The organism is Sulfurovum lithotrophicum, from assembly GCF_000987835.1.
In the GTDB taxonomy this organism is placed as follows: Bacteria; Campylobacterota; Campylobacteria; order Campylobacterales; family Sulfurovaceae; genus Sulfurovum; species Sulfurovum lithotrophicum.
On sequence record NZ_CP011308.1, the window covers coordinates 1,829,424 to 1,850,227 of the forward strand.

Below are 20,804 nucleotides of genomic sequence, written 5' to 3' on the forward strand. Positions count from 1 at the left end.
AAATGCTCATTATTATATTATCTTCCATTTCACTTTTAGTCATCACGGCATGTAAACCCTCACCCCATCCCAAACATCCGCACTACGAGATCGAAAAGCCCAAAGTAAAATACCCTGCCCATAAAGAAAGCCTCGAAAAAATGGTGAAAGAACTCAAAGGAAGTCCCTATGTCTGGGCAGAGGAAGGTCCGAACCAATTCGACTGTTCCGGCTACACCTACTATATGTACGGCAGTATGGGGATCAACCTGCCAAGAACCGCCAGAGAACAGGCCAAAGTCGGTAAGTACATCAAACCCTCCGAGCTCAAATACGGTGACCTGATCTTCTTCGATACCACCAAACGCCGCAACGGGAAGATCACACATGTCGGCATGTACCTTGGGGACGGCTGGTTCACACATGCCAGCACAACGAAGAATGAAGTAGTCTACTCCAACCTCCGTACCTCTCCCTATTACAAGAAACGTTTGCGTATCTGCAGACGCTATCTGCCTCAGACAAAACAGACCAGCCTTGCCCAGACATCAAAAAAGGCAACTCCATGGAAGACCAACGACTTAAAGCAGCTTAAACAAAGTACGGGCACCAAGGTTGACCGGAAGGCAGTACCACCAAGACCGGTAATAGACAACAGCAGGGAAAAAGGTTCTTTCTATGTACAGGTGGGCTCTTTTGGCGGCTCCCCAAAAAGTGCACTGCTCTATAAGATCAGAAGACTGGGATACACCTACAAGATCATAAAATTCCCACGTAACGGTAAACAGATATCCAAACTGCTCATAGGCCCGTACAAATACAAAACAACAGCACTGGGCATCCTGCCAAAGGTCAAACAAGAGATAGAGCCCGGCGCATTCATTGCGGAGATCCTCTAAGGTTCACCTCTAAGTTTTCAGGCCGCCTTTTGAGCCGAAGGAGAAAGATACTCCTCTATAGCTTTTTTCAAGACCGAAAGCTCGCGATGGTACTCTTCGATGTAATCCGTCAGCAGTCCGAAGTTTCTGTAGAGGATCGCCTGATGTATCCTGTTCACTACTTCAAGCATATCGTAAGCACCTATGGCTCCGGTAAGTCCTCTCATATCAATACAGAGCATTTTGATCTGCTCATAGCGATACTCCTCCACCAATTTTTTAAAAAGAAGATCACTGTTCCCGTATGCTTCAAAGAATTCATGCAATACTTCCCTGTAAAGAACATCACTTCTGTTCGCATATTCAATACCCTTTCTGATATCCAGACCTTTGAGGAGCATCTGGTCTGCTCTGGGAACTGCAGGAATGTTTGAAGCTGTATGTGTTGCACCATTCTTCGACAGGAACATCGCCAAAGCCGTATAGAGTTTCCCTATATTGAGCGGTTTGGCCAAAAAGGCATTGAGTCCGCATGCATACATTTTCTCGATCTCACTATCAAGCACCAGTGCCGTAAACGCTACGATCGGGAGTCTGTCAAAGTCATGATCCTTCCGTATCAATTCCGTAGCAGAATATCCGTCCAGAACAGGCATATTGATATCCATCAGCACAAGATCGAATGTCACTTTCCTCTCCTTGATCATATCAACCGCCTTTTGTCCATTGTTGGCGATACTGACCTTGACTCCTGCCGGGACCAAAAGTGCGGAAAGGACTTTCTGGTTGATCACATTGTCTTCCACGATCAGAATATGCCTGCCCCTAAAGTCTGTGAAACTGCTTTGGCTGATACCTCTGCTCTCCTGTATTTCTGATTTGTATGTTTTTAGTGCCTTAACTTCCCAGGTATTTTCCTCTGCTGTATCAGGAACCGTTATATTATACATATTCACGATCATTTCAAAAATCCGTTCCTGGTTAAGCGGTGTATAAAGATCGACATCGATGATCTCGTCAGAAAAATGTGCCTCGTCTACATGCAGAAGGGAATTGACAGAGATCACCTTAAGGTCTTTATTATTTTTTATCTTGCCAAGATAATTGACCAGTTTATGTGAGAATACAGAATGGTACAGGACTACGATGTCATACGGTGCAAGGTTGGGCATTTGCTGCAAAAATACCTCTTTTGACATGACCCTGACCTCGTGTCTGAAGTAGGCAAAGGTCTTTTTGATCGCCAAGGCCGCATTGTAATTATTTTCAACGATAAACACTTTTTTAGTCGTCAATGTTTTTTCCGGAAGGCGGTACATACGTTTATTATGCTTATCATACAACTCGAACGGCAGGGTCATTGTAAAAGAGGTCCCCTTGCCTGCATGACTCCATATGGTCAGCTCCCCACCCATCATCTTTACCAGTTCATGGGAGATAAAAAGTCCCAACCCCATGTAACTGCTGTTTTCTTCATCATAATACGGATCAAAGAGAGTAGCTATCTCTTCCCGGCTCAATCCTTTCCCCGTATCGGTAAACTGAAACTGCAGTTCAAGATTTTCTTCATAGGTTGTGAACATTTCTATCTCAAGCCTGAGCTCTTCGGTGTTCAATCTGGACATCATATATTCAAGGACACTGTTGAGTACCTGCCCCAGGCGAAGAGAATCTCCAACCAGCAGACGCGGTACATTGTTGTTTATATCAAAAATAAGATCAACCCTGCTTCCTTTATATTTATTACAGATATATCCGGAGACCTCATTGAGAACATTGTTTAAGTTGAACTTGGCATTCTCGATATGAACCTTGTCCGATTTAAGCTGCAGAAATACCAGAAGATCAGTGGTAACGGCAAGCAGTTTATCTTCAATATCTTCTTTCGTATCGGCTGTCTGTACTGCCGATTCTTTTGTATTTTCAGGTTCTTCTTCCTTCTTTTTGAGTGTTTTGGTCACCATATCATAGATATTCTCGCTTATATTACTCAAAAAAAGTGCCTGCTCCTTTTCCATTTCAAGCTGCCTGTCCAGAATATTTTCATAAACTTTTCCTATCTTTTTTCGCTGCAGGGAAGAGACAAAGAGGATCAGTACACCAACGGCAGCCATCCCAAAAAGGGCTATCCATATCCATAATGCATTTATATTGTCAGAAGGTATATCTTCCCTTCCATACGCTAATGTAAACAACATTGGCAGCCATACAATAGTCCACTCTTTCCTCATTTCCCTGTCCTTTTTGATTTTTAGATATATTCTATCATAAAAAAAAACAGTATATCCTCTGTATGCATTACTATTTTGCTATAATCACACTATGAAATCAGCAGCCATAGATGTAGGACTCAAACGTATCGGTACCGCGATCTGTCTGGACGGGAAGATCGTCATGCCCCAGAATGCCATTTTACGCAAGAATCGAAATCAGGCGGCACGCGATGTTGTTGCTTTTTTAAAAGAATGGGAGATAGATATGCTCGTAGTAGGTCTTCCCAAGGGTGGTGCAGGCGAAGAGGAGATGGAACGGCGTATTCGGCACTTTGTCTCTCTTCTTGAGCTGGACATTCCCGTGGTCTACCAGGATGAACAGGGCAGCAGCTTTGAAGCCAAAGAGCTGACCAAAGGCGATTTCAAACACAAAAGGGACGGACGACTCGACTCGGTAGCAGCCAAGATCATTCTGGAGCGGTATTTATCAATTTAATTTACAGTTTTCGCTTCAGATTATGAATGCGCCCGTACGCATAGTCAATAGTCTTTTTATTCACTTCGCCACTTTTAACCAGTGACTTAACTGTTTCTACAAGTTTTTTGGTACTCACCGTTTTGTTTGGGTCAAGCTGGTTGCCAAAAAGTAACATATCATCCCCCGCATTGATGGCCAACTTGAGCGTATTTCTCAAACCGTACTTTTTGCTGATAGCCCCCATCTGCAGATCATCGGTGATGACCACACCGTTGAAAGCGAGTTTTTTCCGCAAAAGGCCATTGACAGTTTTATTCGAAAGGCTTGCCGGGTATCTGGCATCTAGTTTTTGGTTGAAAACATGCGCGACCATGACGGTATCGGCTTTTTTGTTCAGTAGCCTATAGGGTTCCAGCTCCGCTTTTTTCCACAGGTTCGTCACATCGACAAATCCTTTATGTGTATCACCCACGGAAGAGCCGTGTCCGGGAAAATGTTTCAGCGATGTCAGTACCCCGTAACGATGCATCGCATCGATGAAGGTACTTGCATAAGCCGCGACTGTTTTTGGGTCTTTCCCGAAAGAGCGCCCAAGCCCGTGGATCACATGGTTTCTGGAATTGATATCCAGATCGACCACCGGAGCAAGGTCATAGTTGATCCCCACAGATTTGAGCTCCTTTGCCATTTTCCCATACGTTTTTTTGATCTGCCTTTGATCCATCTTGATCACATCGGATGCCTTGGGAAAGTTGCCGTAAAAACCGTATCTGCTTTTGAGACGCTGTACCTTTCCCCCTTCCTGGTCCACAGCGATCAGAAGTTTTCCGTCATAAGAGCACCTTTGCAGTTGGGCAGTCAGTTTTTTCAGCTGTTGTCTGTTTGCGATATTCTTGGGTTTGCTTTTATCGACAGGATTGTAATCAAACAGTATGACCGCACCGATATGGTATTTACGGATATCCTGACAGATCTGACTGTTTTTGGGTGCAGAGGTTCCGTGAAACCCTACCATGAGCATCTGCCCTATCTTCTGGTCCAGGGAAAACCCGGCCCAAAGTGATGTTACAGCTATAACCGCAACCATGAAAAATATTTTTTTCATTATTTTCCTTAAATTTCTCGTTCTTGCTTTTCATATTCTACTATTCTCTTATTAGTGTTCGGTTAAACTACTTGTTTTATAATTCCTCCATAAGAGCATCAGAAGGAAGCAAATTTCATTCTCCCCTGACTTGAATTTGTGTCTCCCTTTTTTATAGATTTTTTTCCTCCTCCTTTTAAAACTTCTAGATGCTCTTTATTCATACAAAAATCTCACTTACCCAAGCTATTCATTCAAAAAATTTCTTTTCATTACACAATTTCTACATCTTCATTAGTGTATAATGTGTATAATTAAATAAGGGTACCTCTAATAACCCTAGATACTTATAATGGGTTTTGCAAATGTGAGATTTTGCAAGAGGCTTTCAAGTCCTAGCCAAAGCTAAGACGAAGTAAGCATCTTGTGAAAGATTACGTTTGCAAAGCCCACCCTACGGGCATCACTAGCTTTTGCCTATGCGTCGTTACTCTTTCTTGACTTAGCTACGGCTAGGCCTTCAAAAGAGTGCCTAGCCTAGACAAAAGCTAGAGATGTTATGAGCATCTAGGGTTATTAGAGGTACCCATAAATTAATCAAAAAAGGCTTTTCATGAAAAAAATAATATTGTCCGTACTAATGCTATTGTCACTTTCCACATTTTCTCAGGCAAGCAGCCAACCAGTAATGAAGATCACAGACATTAACGGTGTCACGCACCAGATCACAGGTACCGATCAGGGCTTGAATATCAAAGGACTGGAAGGCAAGATCGTCTTTATAGAATTCTTCGGGCACAGATGTCCTCCCTGTCTCGCTTCGATCCCACACCTGATCGACCTGCAAAAAAAGTACAAAGACAAACTGGCTATTATCTCTGTTGAAGTACAGGGATTGAACAATGCACAGCTTAAACAGTTCGCCAAAGAAAAAGGGATGAACTATATTGTCGTTTCAGATGAAAAAGCAGGTAACTTCACAAACTATATTGGGCAAAGAGCGCAGTGGAGAGGGAGTATTCCTTTCATGGTTGCACTGGACAGAAAAGGTAATGTACAGTTCGTACAGGCAGGAATGCTTCCGGAAGCTTCTCTTGTGGAACTCATCAGACAACTTGATGCCATCAAATAATAAGTCAAGGTAAAACTTCTCTTCGTTCCTGCGAATTTGCAGGGACAAAAACGCAGTACATTTACTGCAATCTCACGAGCCCGTTCTCTATACTTATAATCCCTGCAAGTTCCGCTTCATAGACACGCTCACCGAACTTTTCAACTGTCTGGTCAAAAGTCGGCATATTTTGACAGAAATAGAAGAACTCGTCTTTTTCCACATTGCTTTCTACAGCTTGTCCAAAACGCGAAGCGAACACTTCTATATCCGTGATCGCCCTTGCCTTTTCCTGCTGAAGCAATGCATTTGTTCCTATGCTTTCGCCCAGTCTGTGGGGAAGGACAAATATCTCTTTTCCCATTTTCAAAGCGAACTCCACTGAGCGCATCGAACCGCTTTTCAAGTCTGCTTCAGTCACCACAAGTACATCTCCAAGCGCCACAACAAGTTCATTTCGCACGACAAAACTCCATCCTGTAGCCCTGAAACCATCGTTGAACTGACTGAGCATCAGACCCTCAGTCTCTATGGCCTCTATCATTTGTTTATGTACCACAGGGTAGCGTATATCCAGGCCGTTCCCGACAACGGCAATGGTATTTCCAAATCCTGCACCCTCATGGGCGATCCCATCCACACCCATCGCAGCACCGCTGACAATACACACCCCTCTTTTTGCCAAAGCATTTGCCAGCATATAGGTGTACTCTCTGGTATAGTTACTTGGACGCCTGGTTCCGACAATAGAGACTTTGGGACGCTTAAGCAGGGAGAGATCTCCCTTGAAAAAAAGCTCAGGAGGGTATTTTTTCATCTTTTCAAGTTCCGGGACAGTAAAAGGTACCAAAGCACTCATGCATTTCCTTTTTTCCAATCATAGCATCCCGGGAAAAGGAAATAGAAAAATATGTCAAATTGTCAGATAAGTCATTTTTGGAAGATCTGGTCTATATAGACCGGTTCCACATCTTTGAAGATATTGCCGGCAGTGGACAGGGCCTGCATCGTTACTTTATGGGGGTGTCCTATGGCAATGGCATAACCTTTCTTTTTGGCGATCCTCACCGCTTTCTTCAACTGGCCGTGTATGTAATCAATACGCTGGGTATTATCTATGAAAATATCTCTTGCCATATAGGTATCTCCGTACTCATGTGCGATCTTTCGTACTTTCGTTGAGCCTATGGTACGGCTGTCAATGAAGACAAAGCCCTCTTTCTTCATAATGCCGTAAAGCGTATGCATCGCCTGATAATCGTCCGTAAAGACCGAACCGGTATGGTTGTTTATGTAAACAGCTGTAGGAAAAAGTCTTCGTATCTCTTTCATTCTCGCTTCCATTTGGGCTTTGGAAAATGAGGTCCTGAGTGTCTTGTACTGCTTGTTGAACTGTCGGCTTCCCGACTCCATGGGCAAATGTATCATGTAATGTTTCAGTCCCCTGGCAAGGGTATGGCTTGACATTGAAAGATGGGAGGGAGGAAAAATGGAAGGGGTTACAGGTATTTTGAGCGCCCTGATACGGTTCAACTGTCTCTGCTTGGAAACATCATCGATGATGATCACCAGTTTCGGTTTTTTTGCACGGCAGGCCAGAGCTACTTTTTCTTTCGATTCAGAAACTGCCGACAGCTGTTCCTTTTTGACGGGAGCATCTGTTTTTGCCTTTACAGGCTTTTTTGTTTTTATGTTGGAAAAAACCCTGGATATTTTTTTATGATGCTCTGCTTTTTTATGTGAAACTTTTTGGGTACTTTTTGCGCCAGAAGAGACCTTGTCCTGCTGACCAAGGTAATACCCGAACGCTACAAGGGAGACCATAACAAAAAGTACCAACAAAAATACAAGACCTTTTTTAAAACTGCTCTTTTTTTTCTTTTTTCGGACTGTCCGTTTTTTAGTACTTTGTTTTTTGCCTGTTGCTTTTGAGGGAGTACTTCTTTTTTTTGTCACTGAAGTTTTACTGTTCTTACCGGATCGAGGTGCCATAACATCCACATAATTTTTGTTTTGAACATTATATCAAAAGTTACTTGCTTCGCTAATAAGGTCAGTGAGTATAAAGAGCATCAAGAAGTTTTAAAAGGAGGAGGAAAAAAATCTATGAAAAAGGGAGACCAAAATTTTATCAGGGGAGAATAAATCTGGTTCCTTCTGATGCTCTTATGGGGAAATTATAAAACAAGTAGTTTAACCGAAGACTAACAAGCTATTTAAAATCATACACCGTATTTTTTTGATCTTGTATAGATGCTTCTTTTTTTACCTGTGTATCATCTGTACTGTCATAAACAAATACATCTTCGATCCGGACTTTTCCACTTGCATCCGATGTCTTAACCTTAATTTCCAAAGCTCTTCTTTCAGCATCAAGCTTATCTACATAAAAACCAAAATCGGCAACTTTTTCTTCATAGTAATTATAATATACTACCTGATAAATAGTCATCTCTCCCTCTCCCTCTTGCATGTTTAAACATAATATATCAAATTTTTGTATAAAAAATAATAAACCATCGTAAATTAATTCATCAGTTTAATCTATGATAAGGTTTTTAATACGTTGAAATCAGATCAAAGAAAGGCATATAGAAATCAAAAAGAAAGCTAATATTTTTGTTGAGTTGTACGTAGATTTGAATGTTTGGGTAAGGGAGGCTACAAACTGTAGCTGACCGCACCCATCATTCAAAGATGAGTGCAAATCAACGAAAAAGATTAGTTAGTTTCCTGATCGACGATTTTGTTCGCACTGATCCACGGCATCATCGCTCTAAGCTTGTTACCTGTCTTCGTGATCAACATCTCTTTGTCATTGTTTCTTTCAGCGTTCATTCTTGGGTATCCTGCCTGACCTTCAAGGATGAAGTCTTTGGCGAATCTACCGTCCTGGATCTCTGTAAGGATCTCTTTCATCGCTTTTTTGGACTCTTCGTTGATAACACGTTTACCGGAAACATAGTCACCGTACTCAGCTGTATTTGAGATAGAGTATCTCATATCTGCGATACCGCCCTCGAACATAAGGTCAACGATGAGCTTGAGCTCGTGAAGACACTCGAAGTATGCCAATTCAGGTGCGTAACCTGCTTCAGTCAATGTTTCAAAACCGGCTTGTACCAATGCCGCTGTACCACCGCAGAGAACTGCCTGCTCACCGAAAAGATCCGTTTCAGTCTCATCTTTGAACGTTGTCTCGATGATTGCTGTTCTACCGCCGCCGATAGCTGAAGCATAAGAAAGTGCCAACTCTTTGGTTGTACCGCTTGGGTTTTGACCCACCGCGATAAGGTCAGGAATACCACCGCCTCTTACAAACTCGGAACGTACAGTATGACCCGGTGCCTTTGGTGCGATCATAGTAACATTGATATCTGCTGCCGGCTTGATACGTCCATAATGGATGTTGAACCCGTGACCGAATGCGATCGTTGCACCGGACTTCAAATTTGGAGCGATCTCGTTTTCATAGATCTCAGCCTGGTTCTCATCGGGAAGAAGGATCATAACTACATCCGCTTTTGCTGTTGCTTCGGCAACTGTCAATGTTTCAAAACCTTTGGCCTCAGCTTTTTTCCAGGAAGAACCGCCCTCTCTGAGACCGACGACTACATTTACACCGGAGTCTCTGAGGTTCTCTGCGTGCGCATGCCCCTGTGATCCAAAACCGATCATTGCTACTGTTTTTGATTTAATGATATTGATATCACAATCTTTGTCATAATATACGTTTAAAGTTGACATAATTATCCTTGATAGAGTAAAATTTCCGCGATTATACCCAAATAATACTTATTATATTGATTTTGGCACTCCTGTCCGCATAAAAATATTTTATGCTATAATTTTTCTTAATACACATTCAAGGAGGCTTTTTGATCGAATTTTTAACACAATATATCAGCTGGTGGCACTGGGTCATCCTGGGTATTCTTTTCATTATTATCGAGATGGGAACGGGTACTTTCATTACGCTTGGTTTCGGGGTCGCTGCGATCACAGTCGGCCTGCTTGACCTTCTGATCGGCATGAACTTTCTAGTACAGGTCACACTCTGGCTCATACTCTCCGTAGCCATCATCGCTTTTTTGTTCAAATATTTCAAAAAGCAGCCTACCGTTTCCAATACGGGCCAGTCCGACCAGGGGCTTGACACACTGGGAACTGTCACCAAAAGGATCGAGCAGCATGGAAGAGGCAAAGTAAGATTTGACGAACCCGTGCTGGGCAATACTGTCTGGCATGCCTCAGCGAACCAGACACTGGATGTGGGCGAACGGGTAAAGATAGAAGCAGTAAACGGGCAGCTCATCAAAGTGATGCCTGTTTCAGAATAATCATCATCAATTAAAAAGGAAGAGAAATGCAGGAAACACTTGTCATAATGTTATTGTTGGCCGCAGGGGTCATCATCACTATCTACAAAGGGATCAACATCGTTCCACAGGGCGAAGAATGGGTCGTAGAGAGACTGGGGAAGTTCAGCCGGACACTCAAGCCGGGCCTCAACATCATCATCCCCTATCTCGATGCGGTACGCCAGAAGGTCTCCACCAGAGATATCATTCTTGACATTCCGCAGCAGGAGGTCATTACCAGAGACAATGCCGTCATTCTGACCAATGCCGTCACATTCATACGTGTCACACGTCCGCAGGATGCCATTTACGGTGTGGAGGATTTCTACCTGGCGATACAGCAGCTCGTGATGACCACACTGCGTTCTATTCTTGGTGAAATGACCCTCGATGAAGCCCTTTCAAACCGTGAGCACATCAAAACCAAACTCAAAGACCAGATCATCGATGATGTTGCTGACTGGGGTGTAACCGTCAAATCGGTAGAAATACAGGACATCTCCCCTTCTGCTTCCATGCAGGACTCTATGGAGAGGCAGGCAGCTGCAGAACGTGAAAGACGTGCCATCGAAACCACGGCAGAAGGTAACAAGAACGCTGCTATTCTCGAAGCGGACGGAAAACTCGAAGCAGCCAAAAGAGAAGCGGAAGCGCAGGTCGCACTTGCCAATGCATCCGCCGAAGCAATCCGCCTGATCTCTGACAACATCAAAGACAAAGAGCTGCCGGCCATGTTCCTTTTGGGAGACCGCTACATCAATTCGCTTGAGCAGATCTCAAAAAGCCAGAACTCCAAATTCGTCATCTACCCTGCAGACCTGCAGGGTGCCATCAAAGGGATGCTGGGGAATGTGTTTAAACGGTAATTTTATTGCCGGGGGGTGAATTCCCGGCTCCTGTTCATCCGTGTTACGGCATGGCTGAACGCGTTTTGCTTCTTTCGATCGACTGAAGCGCCAGGTAGCGGTCTCCAAATCTGTCAAGATTATCGATCTCGCTATCAAACTGATCAAAGTGACGCTCTTCATCTATAACGATATCCTCAAAAAGCCGTTTGGTGACACTATCGAGGTTTTGGGCACACTGATTTGCAAAATCATTATACATCCTGATCGCATTCTCTTCTTTTCCTGCGGCAAAGGCCAGCATCTCTTTGATATCAGATATATAATGGACTTTTTGTGACGGCTCCATAACGATATCACCTTTCAAAAAGAGGATTCTGTCAGCAATACTCTCTACGTGACGCATCTCTTCGATGGCTGTTTTTTTGAAAAGTGTACCCAGAAGGTCGTATCCTTGATCATCACAGTGAAAGTGAAAATACATATACTGGTTGATTGCTGCCAGTTCATCTCCTATAGCGTTGTTGAGCAGGTCTATGCTTTTCTCTTTCATTTGTTTCCCCTTAATTGCTTTTCTATAGTTCTGCCATATCCTAAATCAGCCTTCTTAAAATGAGATATTTGCAAGGCTTGGATCTCTGATGTAGCATTACTAAGTGACCCTACAATATTGGTAACCAGATCATTTTGCTCACTTTTACTCAACAGTCGATAAAGATTCCCCGCTTGCACAAAGTCACTGTTCTCATCACTGTCATAAGCGTAACGGTCTGCATCTCCGTTTATTTTAAATGGTGGTTCAGAAAGTTCTGGTGACTCAGTCGGTACAGTATAATGGCTTGGCTCATAGTTTAAACTATCCCCGCCATTGTCATCAAAACGCATGGCACCATTTCTAAAGCCATTATTGACTTCTACATCCGGTTTATTGATAGGTAAGGCATTATAATTTACACCCAATCTGTATCTTTGTGTATCTGGATATGAGAACAATCTTCCCTGAAGCATCTTATCAGGTGAAAGCCCGATACCCGGTACTTTATTAGACGGTGAAAAGGCTGCTTGTTCTACTTCGTTAAAATAGTTTTTTGGGTTTTTGTTAAGCTCCAAAATACCTACCTCTATCAGCGGATAATCAGCATGCGGCCAGACTTTGGTCACATCAAATGGATTTATAGCATAGTTTTCAGCTTCAACTTCAGGCATGATTTGTACATGTACTTTCCATGATGGGAACTCACCATTTTTAATTGAGACAAAAAGGTCTTCTGTCGCATAGTCAGGATTTGTTCCTGCTAATTTTGTCGCTTCGTCTGCTGAAAGGTTTTTTATACCTTGCATCGTTTTGAGATGAAACTTCACCCAGAATCGTTCATTGTTTGCATTGATGAAACTATAAGTATGCGAACTGTATCCATTCATATGACGATAACCATCCGGTGTTCCACGATTTGAAAAGAGGGTCGTGATCTGATGCAAAGACTCTGGTGATTTTGACCAGAAATCCCACATCATATTATCTGATTTCAAGTTGCTGTCAGGCATTCTTTTTTGTGTATGGATAAAGTCAGGAAACTTTAAAGGGTCTCGTATGAAAAAAACTGGTGTGTTATTTCCTACTAAATCCCAGTTTCCCTCAGCGGTATAAAACTTCGTGGCAAAACCTCTGGGGTCTCTAGCCGTATCTGCCGAACCGCGTTCACCCCCAACTGTTGAAAATCTTGTAAAAGTTCTTGTCTGTTTTCCTACCTCAGAAAAGATAGCTGCTTTAGTGTACTGTGTAATGTCATTAGTGACCGTAAAAGTACCATGAGCACCTGCACCTTTGGCATGAACAATTCTCTCAGGAATCTCTTCTCTGTCAAAGTGTGCTAATTTTTCCTGAAGATACACATCTTGCATCAACACCGGTCCGCGAGAACCTGCTGTTAACGAATTTTGGTTGTTATCTACTTTTCTTCCATTTGCCGTTGTCAAATCTATCTTTTTCATTATACTTTCCTTTTAAGATATATCATTTATCCTACAGTTATATCTTCAGATGCTTTTTTAAAGTATTCTTGACCTGCCTTGCATAGTGGACAAGCTTTTGGTGCTTTTTTACCTCTATGTACGTGTCCACACACTTCACAGATATACTCTTCATTGTTTTCACTGTCAAAGAAACCTTCAGCTTCTAGTGCCTCTTTTAGTGCCAAATACTCTCTCTCATGTTCCACTTCAACTTTACCGATGGCTCTAAAAAGTCTGGCGATATCTTTAAGTCCCTCTTCTTTTGCAATAGCTTCAAAGTTAGGATACATCTCTTCATGCTCATAACGTTCACCATCCGCTGCATAGACAAGGTTCTTTCTGGTCGTGTCTAACTCTATGTCATTTACCAGTTTATTGTAAGCCTTAAACTCAGCCATCGCATGGTATTTCTCATTATCTGCGGCCTCTTGAAAATGTCGTGCGATTCTATGTAGTCCTTCCGCATAAGCCACATCAGCAAAAAATTCATACTTATTTCGTGCCTGTGATTCACCTGCAAAAGCCTTCATAAGATTTACCGCTGTTAAGTTCTCAGTAATACACACCATATCTTCGCCACAGCAGCTCAATGTTCCCATACCAACCTCTTGTACCTCAATTTTGTTACCACATTTGTTACATTTATATATTTCGTATTGTCTCATTTCTTATTCCTTTTATAAAATTAAGGATAATTTTTATCCTTTAGGAAGTATAACTACTTTATACTTAGATAATAATTATTTTTATTTAATAATTATTTTTATTTAAATTTACTATCTTTTTACTGTAAAGTTTTAATAAACCTTCACTAACTAATAAATAACTACTCTCATAATTTATAGTATTTTTGGATTGCATGCAAGAGGAGATAATTCTATCTGTTCAGATTATAATATTGGTATTGATAGCAATTAGCCGGTAAAACAGAGACCATCAACCCCACCTCACCCGAATAGATCTCAAAAAGCCAAAACTCCAGGTTCGTCATCTAAGGGATGCTGAGGGATATCTTTAAAAATAGTACGCCTAATTTATCCATTCTTTCTCTTTTCGGAGGGAAGAGAAGAATTCCATCTCATAGCGGGTCACTACACGTATGAGGTTTGTCGATCCCGGTACTCCCACCGGGTCACCGGTAATAAGAATATACGTACTGTCCATATCCAGTATGCCTCTTTCCAATCCCTGGTCCATCACTTCGACTATCATACTGCGCAGATCACTTTTGACTACAAAGAATGCCGGTACTACACCCCACACAAGGGTCAAGGACTGTGCTATCCGTTTGTCATGTGTCACGGCATAGATCGGCTGGCTCGGCCGGTAGCGCGCTGCTTTTTTGGCTGTACCTCCCGAGGAGGTCATCGCGATGATCCCGGCACAGTTCAGACTCCCGGAAAGCCGCACCGCAGCCTCATCTATCTTGTCTCCTCTGTCATGCATATCGAACTGCGAAAATTTCTGAAAGGGATAATATCGTTCTGCCGATTGAATGGTCTGCACCATGGTCTCAACAGCTTTGATCGGAAAACGTCCGATCGCACTCTCTTCGGAGAGCATCACCGCATCCGCCCCGTCAAGCACCGCATTGGCCACATCACTGATCTCGGCACGGGATGCAGTCTCCTTGGTGGTCATGGAGAGCAGCATCTGTGTTGCCACTATCCCCGGTTTGCTCATATTGTTCGCCCGCTTGATGAGCATTTTCTGAATCAAAGGCACATCGTAATAGGGAATTTCAATCCCAAGGTCCCCCCTGGCGACCATGATGCCATCACTCGCTTCGAGAATGGCGTCAATATTCTCGATGGCGTCGAACTTTTCTATCTTGGCGAGAAGCTGCACGCTTCCGCCGTTGGAAGTGATCACTTCTCTGGCCGCAGTCATGTCCTTCTGATGCTGGACAAAAGAGATCGCCATGAAATCCACTTCATGCTTGATCCCCCAGAGGATATCTTTTTTATCTTTCTCCGTAAGTACATTGATACCCAGATGGGTATTGGGAAAGTTGACCCCTTTTCTGGAAGAGAGCATCCCGTTATTCTCTATCTCGACCTTCACCACGTCCGCACTTTTCTCTTTGACCACTGCACGGATGATCCCGTCATACATATAGATGGATTCCCCTACTTCCAGCTGGTCAAGAATATCGGGTTCGTTGATGCAGAGACGGTAGACCCCCTCTTTGACTTTGTACCCCACGATCTCTTCTTTGACGAATTCGAGTATGTCGCCGCTTTTGAGGATGAAGTCCTCCTCCAGCATCCCTACCCTGATCTTCGGGCCGCTGATATCCTGCAGAATACCCGTGATCAGCCCTGTCTCCTCTATTGCCTTTCTGATCCGGCCAAGCACTTCGGTATGGTATTCGTGCGTACCGTGTGAGAAATTCAGCCGAAAAAGGTTGACCCCGGCACACATCAGCGCTTTGATCTTTTCGTAGGAATCCGATGCCGGCCCGATGGTCGCTATGATCTTGGTTCTTTTTTTCATCTTCTCTCCCACATGTTATTTTGAAAAGTGCTGGTAATCTTTCACACCCGACCAGTCACCGCCCCACTTCCAACCATAGTTTTTGAAGATCTTCACAGCTTTGTCATTTCTTAGAAGCACTGCCCTGTCTACAGCACGGTTATTCCTGTGTACACGTTTTCTGTACTGTAGTGACGCTTTGTGGGCGATTCGTCCCGAGCGTGAAATGTACGGATTCTCAATGGAATTCAGGTCGATCGCCTTACCGTAGGAGTGTCTGGACCAGTGTTTGGAACCCGTGGCTTTGCGGCAGTTGAAGGCCGAGGTATTGTCCGCTTCGATGGACTGCCAGTCATTGCCGTTATAGTCACTCACCAGCTTCATCTTTCTTATGGGGTAGTCCGCTTCATACAGTTCTCCGAATATCCGCGTCACTTCGGCAGCGACCGTTCTGTTCACGACCATTTCCCCCTGCCTGTCTTTACCACTGAAATCCCGATAGGTCATCCGAAGATACCGAAGATCATTCAGGGACACGGGACAACCTTGTCGCCAGGAGTTTCCTTTAATCATCCGTGCTTTGATCTGCGGGGTGATCGTCGAGATACTGGCCCGATAATCAGCAATGGCATAACTCCCAAAAAAAAGTCCAACAACAAGTACAATATGTTTCATTCTAAAATCCTGTTTCATTTTCAACCCGGATTATGCATTAGAATTACTTGAAATCTGCCAAACACTTGCTCTGTGAGTATTTGTGGAAAACTTGAGGTGCACCCGTAGGTGCATCGATGGTTTCTCCGTAAGTGCCCACGGTGCAATGGTTTGCGTAACGTTCTGTAATCTCCAATGCATAATCCGGGTTCAAAGTGTAACATAGTTTTCTGACCCCTGTGAAAAATCAACCAAAAACAATAAAATACAAAAAGAGTCTCCAACTTTGGTATACTTGGAAACACAAAATAACAGGAGAAACAGATGAGAATACTCTTTTTAATGTTTATAGCCGGCAGCCTGTCTTTGGCATCCGATGTCTTTGTCGATAGCAAAACGGGGCTTATGTGGCAAGACAACAGTGACGCGAAATATATACAAAAAGATTGGAATGGGGCCATGTTGTATTGCCGCCAGTTACGATTGGCCGGGCACGATGACTGGAGGCTTCCAAGCATTAAAGAACTCAAACATATACTCAGTACAGAACCACGCGATGGAGGTATGAAAAAAGGCTTTAACTATATGGGTGGCTCCGGATACTACTGGTCCTCTTCCGAAAATGAATCAAATGAAGAGTTCGCCTGGATGATGAATTTTAAACGGGGCTATGAATATAGTAATTACAAGAGCTATGAACGCCATATCCGCTGTGTACGAGACATACAATGACTACCCCGAAAAAATATTTACCTTCTATTTACACTCTTGAACTAAGATATACATTAAAAAAAGGATAAACCATTATGGAACAATTCAAAACCTATGCCCTGATGACCGGGCTTACCCTGCTTTTTATCTGGTTTGGCGGGATGATCGCCGGGAAAGCCGGGATGATCATCGCCTTTGTGGCCGCAGCCGGGATGAATTTCTACGCCTATTACTACAGTGACCGGCAGGTACTGAGCCACTACCATGCCGAGCCAGTGGACAGAGCACATGCCAGCGGGCTTTACCAGATCGTTGAAAAACTGACACGAAGAGCCGGTCTGCCAATGCCCGCACTCTACATCATTCCCGAGCAGCAGCCCAATGCCTTTGCTACAGGAAGGAACTATGAACATGCTGCCGTGGCCGTGACCAAAGGTCTGCTGGACCTGATGACCGATGAAGAAGTAGAAGCGGTCATCGCCCATGAACTCAGCCATATCAAGCACTACGACATGCTCATAGGAACCGTGGCCGCGACCATAGCCGGAGCCATTGCCATGCTGGCGAACTTCGGTATGTTCTTCGGCGGCGGGGACAGGGACAGGCCAAATCCTATCGTGATGATCGCACTGATGATCATCATGCCCCTGGTTGCCAGCATCATCCAAATGACCGTCAGCCGTAACCGTGAATTCATGGCAGATGAAGGTTCCGCCAGAATGACGGGACACCCTGAATGGCTGCAGAGCGCTTTGGCCAAACTGGACAACTATGCAAGAAGCATCACTCTGCCAGAAGCCGATCCACAGACAGCACATATGTTCATTATCAATCCCTTTAGCGGTAAAGATGTATCACTCAAACAGCTTTTCTCCACTCACCCGAGTACCGAAGCGAGAATTGAAAGATTAGAAGCATTAAAACACTAATAAGCTATAATCTTTTTATGAAATCAGAATTAACTCGAGGTGTGTTTAAACACACCCTACCCAAAAATTTCCGAAGGAATTTTTAATGTCCGCTTTCGCCGTACAACTTACCAACGGATGTCTTCCCTCGGATATCGAGCTTGAAGACAGGAATGCTTTTGAGGAACTGCAGCGTATCGGAGCACTCGAAGAGAAGGAAGGGCTCTGGAAGCTGGGGTCACTCTATCGTGCAGGAGAGCTCTACATCGGCAAAGACGGAAGAGGCTATGTGGAATCGCAGTTCAAGGAGCAGAAAGACCTGCTGGTGGAACCCGACCATCTCGGAGATACAAAGAACGGCGATACGGTAGTCGTCAAACGCATCATTGCAAGACGCGGACGTGCCAGCGGGAAAGTGGTCATGGTCATTACCAAAGCCCATCTTTTTACCATTGCCTATACGCACAGGGATGAAGCAGGCAATTTTATGGTACTCAATATTAAGACCGGTGAACCAATCCATGCCGTCATGGAAGGGATGGACCTCAAAGCCTTCAAGCTGGGTACTGTGATGAAGGTGAATGTGGACGATGACAAGGTTCTCCAGGTCTTCGGGCATCTCGACGACCCCAGGGTGGATGAGAAGATCTCGCTTGCACTCTACAATCGTCACGACGAGTTCCCGCTACAATGCACGAAAGAAGCGCTTCAGATCGAATCCGAAGTGACAAAAGCAGAGCATACAGACCGTATCGACCTTACCCATCTTGACTTTTGCACCATCGACCCGATCACGGCAAAAGATTTTGACGATGCCGTCTATTTTGACCTCGAAGCATATACGCTTTATGTGGCCATCGCCGATGTCAGCCACTATGTGCCCTACTTCACCGAAATAGACAAAGAGGCGAAGAAGCGGGGCTTCACAACCTATCTGCCGCACAAATCCTTCCCTATGCTTCCGCGTGAGCTGAGCGAGAATATCTGCTCACTCAAGCCCAAAGTAGACAGGCTGGCTTTCGTTGCAAAGATCACGCTGGACAAAGGTTCGCTCAAACCGATCAAAGAGGAATTCTTCGAAGCCATCATCCACTCCAGACACCGATTCAACTACGAAGCGGTCGACAGGATCATCGAAACGGACGGCAAAGAAGCGACGGGAAAGGTCAAAGAGATTCTGCACTACCTTTTACCGCTTTACAGGATCACCCAGAGACTGCGCAAAGAGCGGCTCAAACACGGCTTCGATTTCAGAAGCGAAGAGATCAAGCTGACCCTCAACGAAGAGCAGCTCCTCGTCAGTACCCAGATAGAGACAGGTACCCCTTCACATTCTCTCATAGAAGAGTGTATGCTGCTGGCCAACCAGGCTTCCGCCAAACGATTTAAAGGGGACGGGGACAGTATTTTCCGTATCCATGAACCACCGCAGCTTCAAAAGATAGAAGCGCTGCTCACCGAACTGGCAGCCATCGGACTCTATGTTGAAGAGTATGAGGATTCCCCTTCACTCATCAGGGCCATACAGAAAGAAGCTGAGAAGATGGGACTCTCCGCCGAAGTGGATGCGATGATCATCAAATCGCTCAGACAGGCAAGTTATTCATCTCATAACGTCGGCCACTTCGGTCTTGGCTTCAGTCATTACAGCCACTTCACCTCACCCATACGACGCTATGCCGACCTCATACTGCACCGTCTCATCAAGACACAGCTCACTAACGACGAGGAAGAGGCAGAATATCTCCTGCGCAACATTGAGCCGCTCTGTGTAAGGGTATCGGACCTGGAGAGGGAAGCAACCAAGGCCGAATGGGATTTCAGGGACCGAAAATTTGCCAGATGGGCCAAAACACAGATCGGCGCCTTCTTCGAAGCCGAGGTCATCGAAGCCGAAGCCTCCGAATATGAAAAAGGTGCCAAAGCCAGACTCTTTGGAGATATTCAGGGTGTTGTCGTACATCTCAGAGGAGATAATATCATGCTCTTCGACAGAATACGCGTCATGATCACGGAAGTGAACATCCCTCAAGCCGTCATTATGGCGGAACTGGTCAATAAGCTGAGCAAAGAAGAGATGGAACTGTAATGTATCAAAGAGAATTTGACCAGCGTTTGAACCAGGGGCTCCCCAAAGCCGTACTGATTTTTGGCGAGAACGAGTATATGATGGACCATTATGTCGAACTCTATAGAACCAAGCTCGATGCCAAAGAGAGTGCGCTGAACCTCTATTATGACGAATGGAATTTTGATCAGGCAAAGAATTTCCTTTCGCAGACCTCTCTCTTTGGCGGTACAAACCTGGTCGTGGTCAAACACGACAAGAAGATCCCCAAAAAAGAGCTGGATACTCTGGTGGCTCTTGCAAACAGGAACAGTGACAACTATTTCCTTTATCTCTATGACGGCACGGCCAAAGATGCCAAAAGCATGCAGTCGGCATTTACCGACAAAAAGGGTGGTGTCTGGGTACGCCTTTTTGAAGCGAACATCCGTGAGGGCGTGGCCATACTGCAGCAGAAAGCTCAGCGTATCGGGTTGGATATCGACCACTATGCACTTCAGCACCTGATGCTGCTGCTCAACAACAATATCGCACTCTGCTCCAACGAACTGGATAAACTCGCCATCATCCGAACCCCTGTCACCAGCAAGGACATCGACAGACTTGTCTACTCAACTGCACCGCTCGCCACTGAACAACTGCTCATAAACCTCTTTAACAAAAAACCTATCACAGCGACCATCACCAAACTGCTCGATCTTGGGGAAGATGAAGCATCTCTTTTAAGATCGGCACAGTTCTTCGTTAACCAGATCTTTCTTTTCCATGCCTATATCAAACTCCACGGCCATGTCGATTCGGCAGCCATCTTGGGATACAAACTCCCCAAACAGATCGAAGAGCAGAAAGCCCAGCTTGCCCTGCGTGTCAAGTCCGCTTCCCTGCTCAAGATCTTCGAACACCTTTTGGAGAGTGAAATAGAGATGAAAAAAGCCCCTGCGACACAAAGAGAAGTGCTGCTCTACAGTATGCTCATAAAGATACAAGGGTACCTGTAATACAAAATTGGTATTTAAGATTTTATTT

At 44.3% G+C, this 20,804-nt stretch carries 20 protein-coding genes; 9 read left to right on the plus strand and 11 right to left on the minus strand.

Annotated features, from left to right (window positions below; genetic code table 11):
* The first annotated feature begins 2 nt into the window (after positions 1 to 2).
* Positions 3 to 878 (plus strand): NlpC/P60 family protein, encoded by an 876-nt coding sequence (locus tag YH65_RS11340; protein WP_169745673.1) that lies wholly within the window; start codon positions 3 to 5, stop codon positions 876 to 878.
* 17 nt (positions 879 to 895) lie between these two features.
* Here YH65_RS11340 and YH65_RS08980 read toward each other — a convergent pair whose 3' ends face one another.
* Positions 896 to 3,088, minus strand: a complete 2,193-nt coding sequence (locus YH65_RS08980; RefSeq protein ID WP_046551561.1) for a response regulator — start codon at positions 3,086 to 3,088, stop codon at positions 896 to 898.
* A gap of 91 nt (positions 3,089 to 3,179) precedes the next feature.
* Between YH65_RS08980 and ruvX the strand changes: the two genes are divergently transcribed.
* Positions 3,180 to 3,566, plus strand: coding sequence for a Holliday junction resolvase RuvX (gene ruvX / locus YH65_RS08985; RefSeq protein ID WP_046551562.1), 387 nt, complete (start codon positions 3,180 to 3,182; stop codon positions 3,564 to 3,566).
* 1 nt (position 3,567) lies between these two features.
* Here the strand turns inward: ruvX and YH65_RS08990 are convergent, their stop codons facing one another.
* Positions 3,568 to 4,653 carry a glycoside hydrolase family 3 N-terminal domain-containing protein gene (locus YH65_RS08990; protein WP_046551563.1) on the minus strand — a complete coding sequence of 362 codons (1,086 nt, stop codon included), beginning with the start codon at positions 4,651 to 4,653 and terminating at the stop codon, positions 3,568 to 3,570.
* A 592-nt stretch (positions 4,654 to 5,245) separates the two neighbouring features.
* Between YH65_RS08990 and YH65_RS08995 the strand changes: the two genes are divergently transcribed.
* Entirely contained in the window at positions 5,246 to 5,764 is a 519-nt protein-coding gene (locus YH65_RS08995; RefSeq protein WP_046551564.1) for a TlpA family protein disulfide reductase, read from the plus strand.
* Between the two features lie 61 nt (positions 5,765 to 5,825).
* Here the strand turns inward: YH65_RS08995 and YH65_RS09000 are convergent, their stop codons facing one another.
* The 4 genes from YH65_RS09000 to ilvC form a co-directional block, all read right to left on the minus strand.
* Positions 5,826 to 6,602, minus strand: a complete 777-nt coding sequence (locus tag YH65_RS09000) for a DNA-processing protein DprA (protein WP_046551565.1) — start codon at positions 6,600 to 6,602, stop codon at positions 5,826 to 5,828.
* A 71-nt stretch (positions 6,603 to 6,673) separates the two neighbouring features.
* Entirely contained in the window at positions 6,674 to 7,699 is a 1,026-nt protein-coding gene (locus tag YH65_RS09005; protein WP_245609189.1) for a divergent polysaccharide deacetylase family protein, read from the minus strand.
* 256 nt (positions 7,700 to 7,955) lie between these two features.
* Positions 7,956 to 8,216 carry a hypothetical protein gene (locus tag YH65_RS09010; protein WP_154806495.1) on the minus strand — a complete coding sequence of 87 codons (261 nt, stop codon included), beginning with the start codon at positions 8,214 to 8,216 and terminating at the stop codon, positions 7,956 to 7,958.
* Positions 8,217 to 8,464: 248 nt separating this feature from the next.
* On the minus strand, positions 8,465 to 9,490 hold the full coding sequence (gene ilvC, locus YH65_RS09015) for a ketol-acid reductoisomerase (RefSeq protein WP_046551568.1): 1,026 nt from the start codon (positions 9,488 to 9,490) through the stop codon (positions 8,465 to 8,467).
* Between the two features lie 131 nt (positions 9,491 to 9,621).
* On the opposite strand from ilvC, the gene YH65_RS09020 reads away from it, so the two are divergent.
* Complete coding sequence (locus YH65_RS09020) at positions 9,622 to 10,083, plus strand: NfeD family protein (protein WP_046551569.1); 462 nt, start codon at positions 9,622 to 9,624, stop codon at positions 10,081 to 10,083.
* A 26-nt stretch (positions 10,084 to 10,109) separates the two neighbouring features.
* Positions 10,110 to 10,970, plus strand: coding sequence for an SPFH domain-containing protein (locus YH65_RS09025; RefSeq protein WP_046551570.1), 861 nt, complete (start codon positions 10,110 to 10,112; stop codon positions 10,968 to 10,970).
* 43 nt (positions 10,971 to 11,013) lie between these two features.
* Here the strand turns inward: YH65_RS09025 and YH65_RS09030 are convergent, their stop codons facing one another.
* From YH65_RS09030 to YH65_RS09050, 5 genes are all read right to left on the minus strand, one after another.
* Positions 11,014 to 11,502 (minus strand): bacterioferritin, encoded by a 489-nt coding sequence (locus YH65_RS09030; RefSeq protein ID WP_046551571.1) that lies wholly within the window; start codon positions 11,500 to 11,502, stop codon positions 11,014 to 11,016.
* The gene (locus tag YH65_RS09035; RefSeq protein WP_046551572.1) at positions 11,499 to 12,941 is read right to left on the minus strand and encodes a catalase; all 1,443 of its coding nucleotides are present in this window, start codon (positions 12,939 to 12,941) and stop codon (positions 11,499 to 11,501) included. Before YH65_RS09035 ends, YH65_RS09030 begins: the two co-directional genes overlap by 4 nt.
* Positions 12,942 to 12,967: 26 nt before the next feature.
* Positions 12,968 to 13,627 (minus strand): ferritin family protein, encoded by a 660-nt coding sequence (locus YH65_RS09040; RefSeq protein ID WP_046551573.1) that lies wholly within the window; start codon positions 13,625 to 13,627, stop codon positions 12,968 to 12,970.
* Positions 13,628 to 13,991: 364 nt separating this feature from the next.
* A complete protein-coding gene (gene pyk, locus YH65_RS09045; protein WP_046551574.1) occupies positions 13,992 to 15,458 on the minus strand; it encodes a pyruvate kinase in 1,467 nt (488 codons plus the stop codon).
* Positions 15,459 to 15,473: 15 nt separating this feature from the next.
* Entirely contained in the window at positions 15,474 to 16,112 is a 639-nt protein-coding gene (locus tag YH65_RS09050; protein WP_046551575.1) for a M15 family metallopeptidase, read from the minus strand.
* Between the two features lie 303 nt (positions 16,113 to 16,415).
* On the opposite strand from YH65_RS09050, the gene YH65_RS09055 reads away from it, so the two are divergent.
* The 4 genes from YH65_RS09055 to holA all read left to right on the plus strand — a co-directional run bounded on the left by YH65_RS09055 (position 16,416) and on the right by holA (position 20,776).
* Positions 16,416 to 16,823 carry an Lcl C-terminal domain-containing protein gene (locus tag YH65_RS09055; RefSeq protein WP_052746171.1) on the plus strand — a complete coding sequence of 136 codons (408 nt, stop codon included), beginning with the start codon at positions 16,416 to 16,418 and terminating at the stop codon, positions 16,821 to 16,823.
* A 74-nt stretch (positions 16,824 to 16,897) separates the two neighbouring features.
* Positions 16,898 to 17,731 carry a zinc metalloprotease HtpX gene (gene htpX / locus YH65_RS09060; protein ID WP_046551576.1) on the plus strand — a complete coding sequence of 278 codons (834 nt, stop codon included), beginning with the start codon at positions 16,898 to 16,900 and terminating at the stop codon, positions 17,729 to 17,731.
* 85 nt (positions 17,732 to 17,816) lie between these two features.
* Entirely contained in the window at positions 17,817 to 19,799 is a 1,983-nt protein-coding gene (locus YH65_RS09065) for a VacB/RNase II family 3'-5' exoribonuclease (RefSeq protein WP_046551577.1), read from the plus strand.
* The gene (gene holA, locus YH65_RS09070; RefSeq protein ID WP_046551578.1) at positions 19,799 to 20,776 is read left to right on the plus strand and encodes a DNA polymerase III subunit delta; all 978 of its coding nucleotides are present in this window, start codon (positions 19,799 to 19,801) and stop codon (positions 20,774 to 20,776) included. Before YH65_RS09065 ends, holA begins: the two co-directional genes overlap by 1 nt.
* The last annotated feature ends 28 nt before the right edge of the window (positions 20,777 to 20,804 follow it).

What these genes read in the sequence shown, in the direction of transcription:
- YH65_RS09000 (WP_046551565.1), bottom strand. Translation starts at nt 6,602, where the DNA reads ATGAGTGCTTTGGTACCTTTTACTGTCCCGGAACTTGAAAAGATGAAA.
- YH65_RS09035 (WP_046551572.1), bottom strand. Translation starts at nt 12,941, where the DNA reads ATGAAAAAGATAGATTTGACAACGGCAAATGGAAGAAAAGTAGATAAC.
- YH65_RS08990 (WP_046551563.1), bottom strand. Translation starts at nt 4,653, where the DNA reads ATGAAAAAAATATTTTTCATGGTTGCGGTTATAGCTGTAACATCACTT.
- ruvX (WP_046551562.1), top strand. Translation starts at nt 3,180, where the DNA reads ATGAAATCAGCAGCCATAGATGTAGGACTCAAACGTATCGGTACCGCG.
- YH65_RS09010 (WP_154806495.1), bottom strand. Translation starts at nt 8,216, where the DNA reads ATGCAAGAGGGAGAGGGAGAGATGACTATTTATCAGGTAGTATATTAT.
- YH65_RS11340 (WP_169745673.1), top strand. Translation starts at nt 3, where the DNA reads ATGCTCATTATTATATTATCTTCCATTTCACTTTTAGTCATCACGGCA.
- YH65_RS09055 (WP_052746171.1), top strand. Translation starts at nt 16,416, where the DNA reads ATGAGAATACTCTTTTTAATGTTTATAGCCGGCAGCCTGTCTTTGGCA.
- YH65_RS09050 (WP_046551575.1), bottom strand. Translation starts at nt 16,112, where the DNA reads ATGAAACATATTGTACTTGTTGTTGGACTTTTTTTTGGGAGTTATGCC.
- YH65_RS08995 (WP_046551564.1), top strand. Translation starts at nt 5,246, where the DNA reads ATGAAAAAAATAATATTGTCCGTACTAATGCTATTGTCACTTTCCACA.
- YH65_RS09030 (WP_046551571.1), bottom strand. Translation starts at nt 11,502, where the DNA reads ATGAAAGAGAAAAGCATAGACCTGCTCAACAACGCTATAGGAGATGAA.
- YH65_RS09025 (WP_046551570.1), top strand. Translation starts at nt 10,110, where the DNA reads ATGCAGGAAACACTTGTCATAATGTTATTGTTGGCCGCAGGGGTCATC.
- YH65_RS08980 (WP_046551561.1), bottom strand. Translation starts at nt 3,088, where the DNA reads ATGAGGAAAGAGTGGACTATTGTATGGCTGCCAATGTTGTTTACATTA.
- YH65_RS09040 (WP_046551573.1), bottom strand. Translation starts at nt 13,627, where the DNA reads ATGAGACAATACGAAATATATAAATGTAACAAATGTGGTAACAAAATT.
- pyk (WP_046551574.1), bottom strand. Translation starts at nt 15,458, where the DNA reads ATGAAAAAAAGAACCAAGATCATAGCGACCATCGGGCCGGCATCGGAT.
- YH65_RS09065 (WP_046551577.1), top strand. Translation starts at nt 17,817, where the DNA reads ATGTCCGCTTTCGCCGTACAACTTACCAACGGATGTCTTCCCTCGGAT.
- htpX (WP_046551576.1), top strand. Translation starts at nt 16,898, where the DNA reads ATGGAACAATTCAAAACCTATGCCCTGATGACCGGGCTTACCCTGCTT.
- holA (WP_046551578.1), top strand. Translation starts at nt 19,799, where the DNA reads ATGTATCAAAGAGAATTTGACCAGCGTTTGAACCAGGGGCTCCCCAAA.
- ilvC (WP_046551568.1), bottom strand. Translation starts at nt 9,490, where the DNA reads ATGTCAACTTTAAACGTATATTATGACAAAGATTGTGATATCAATATC.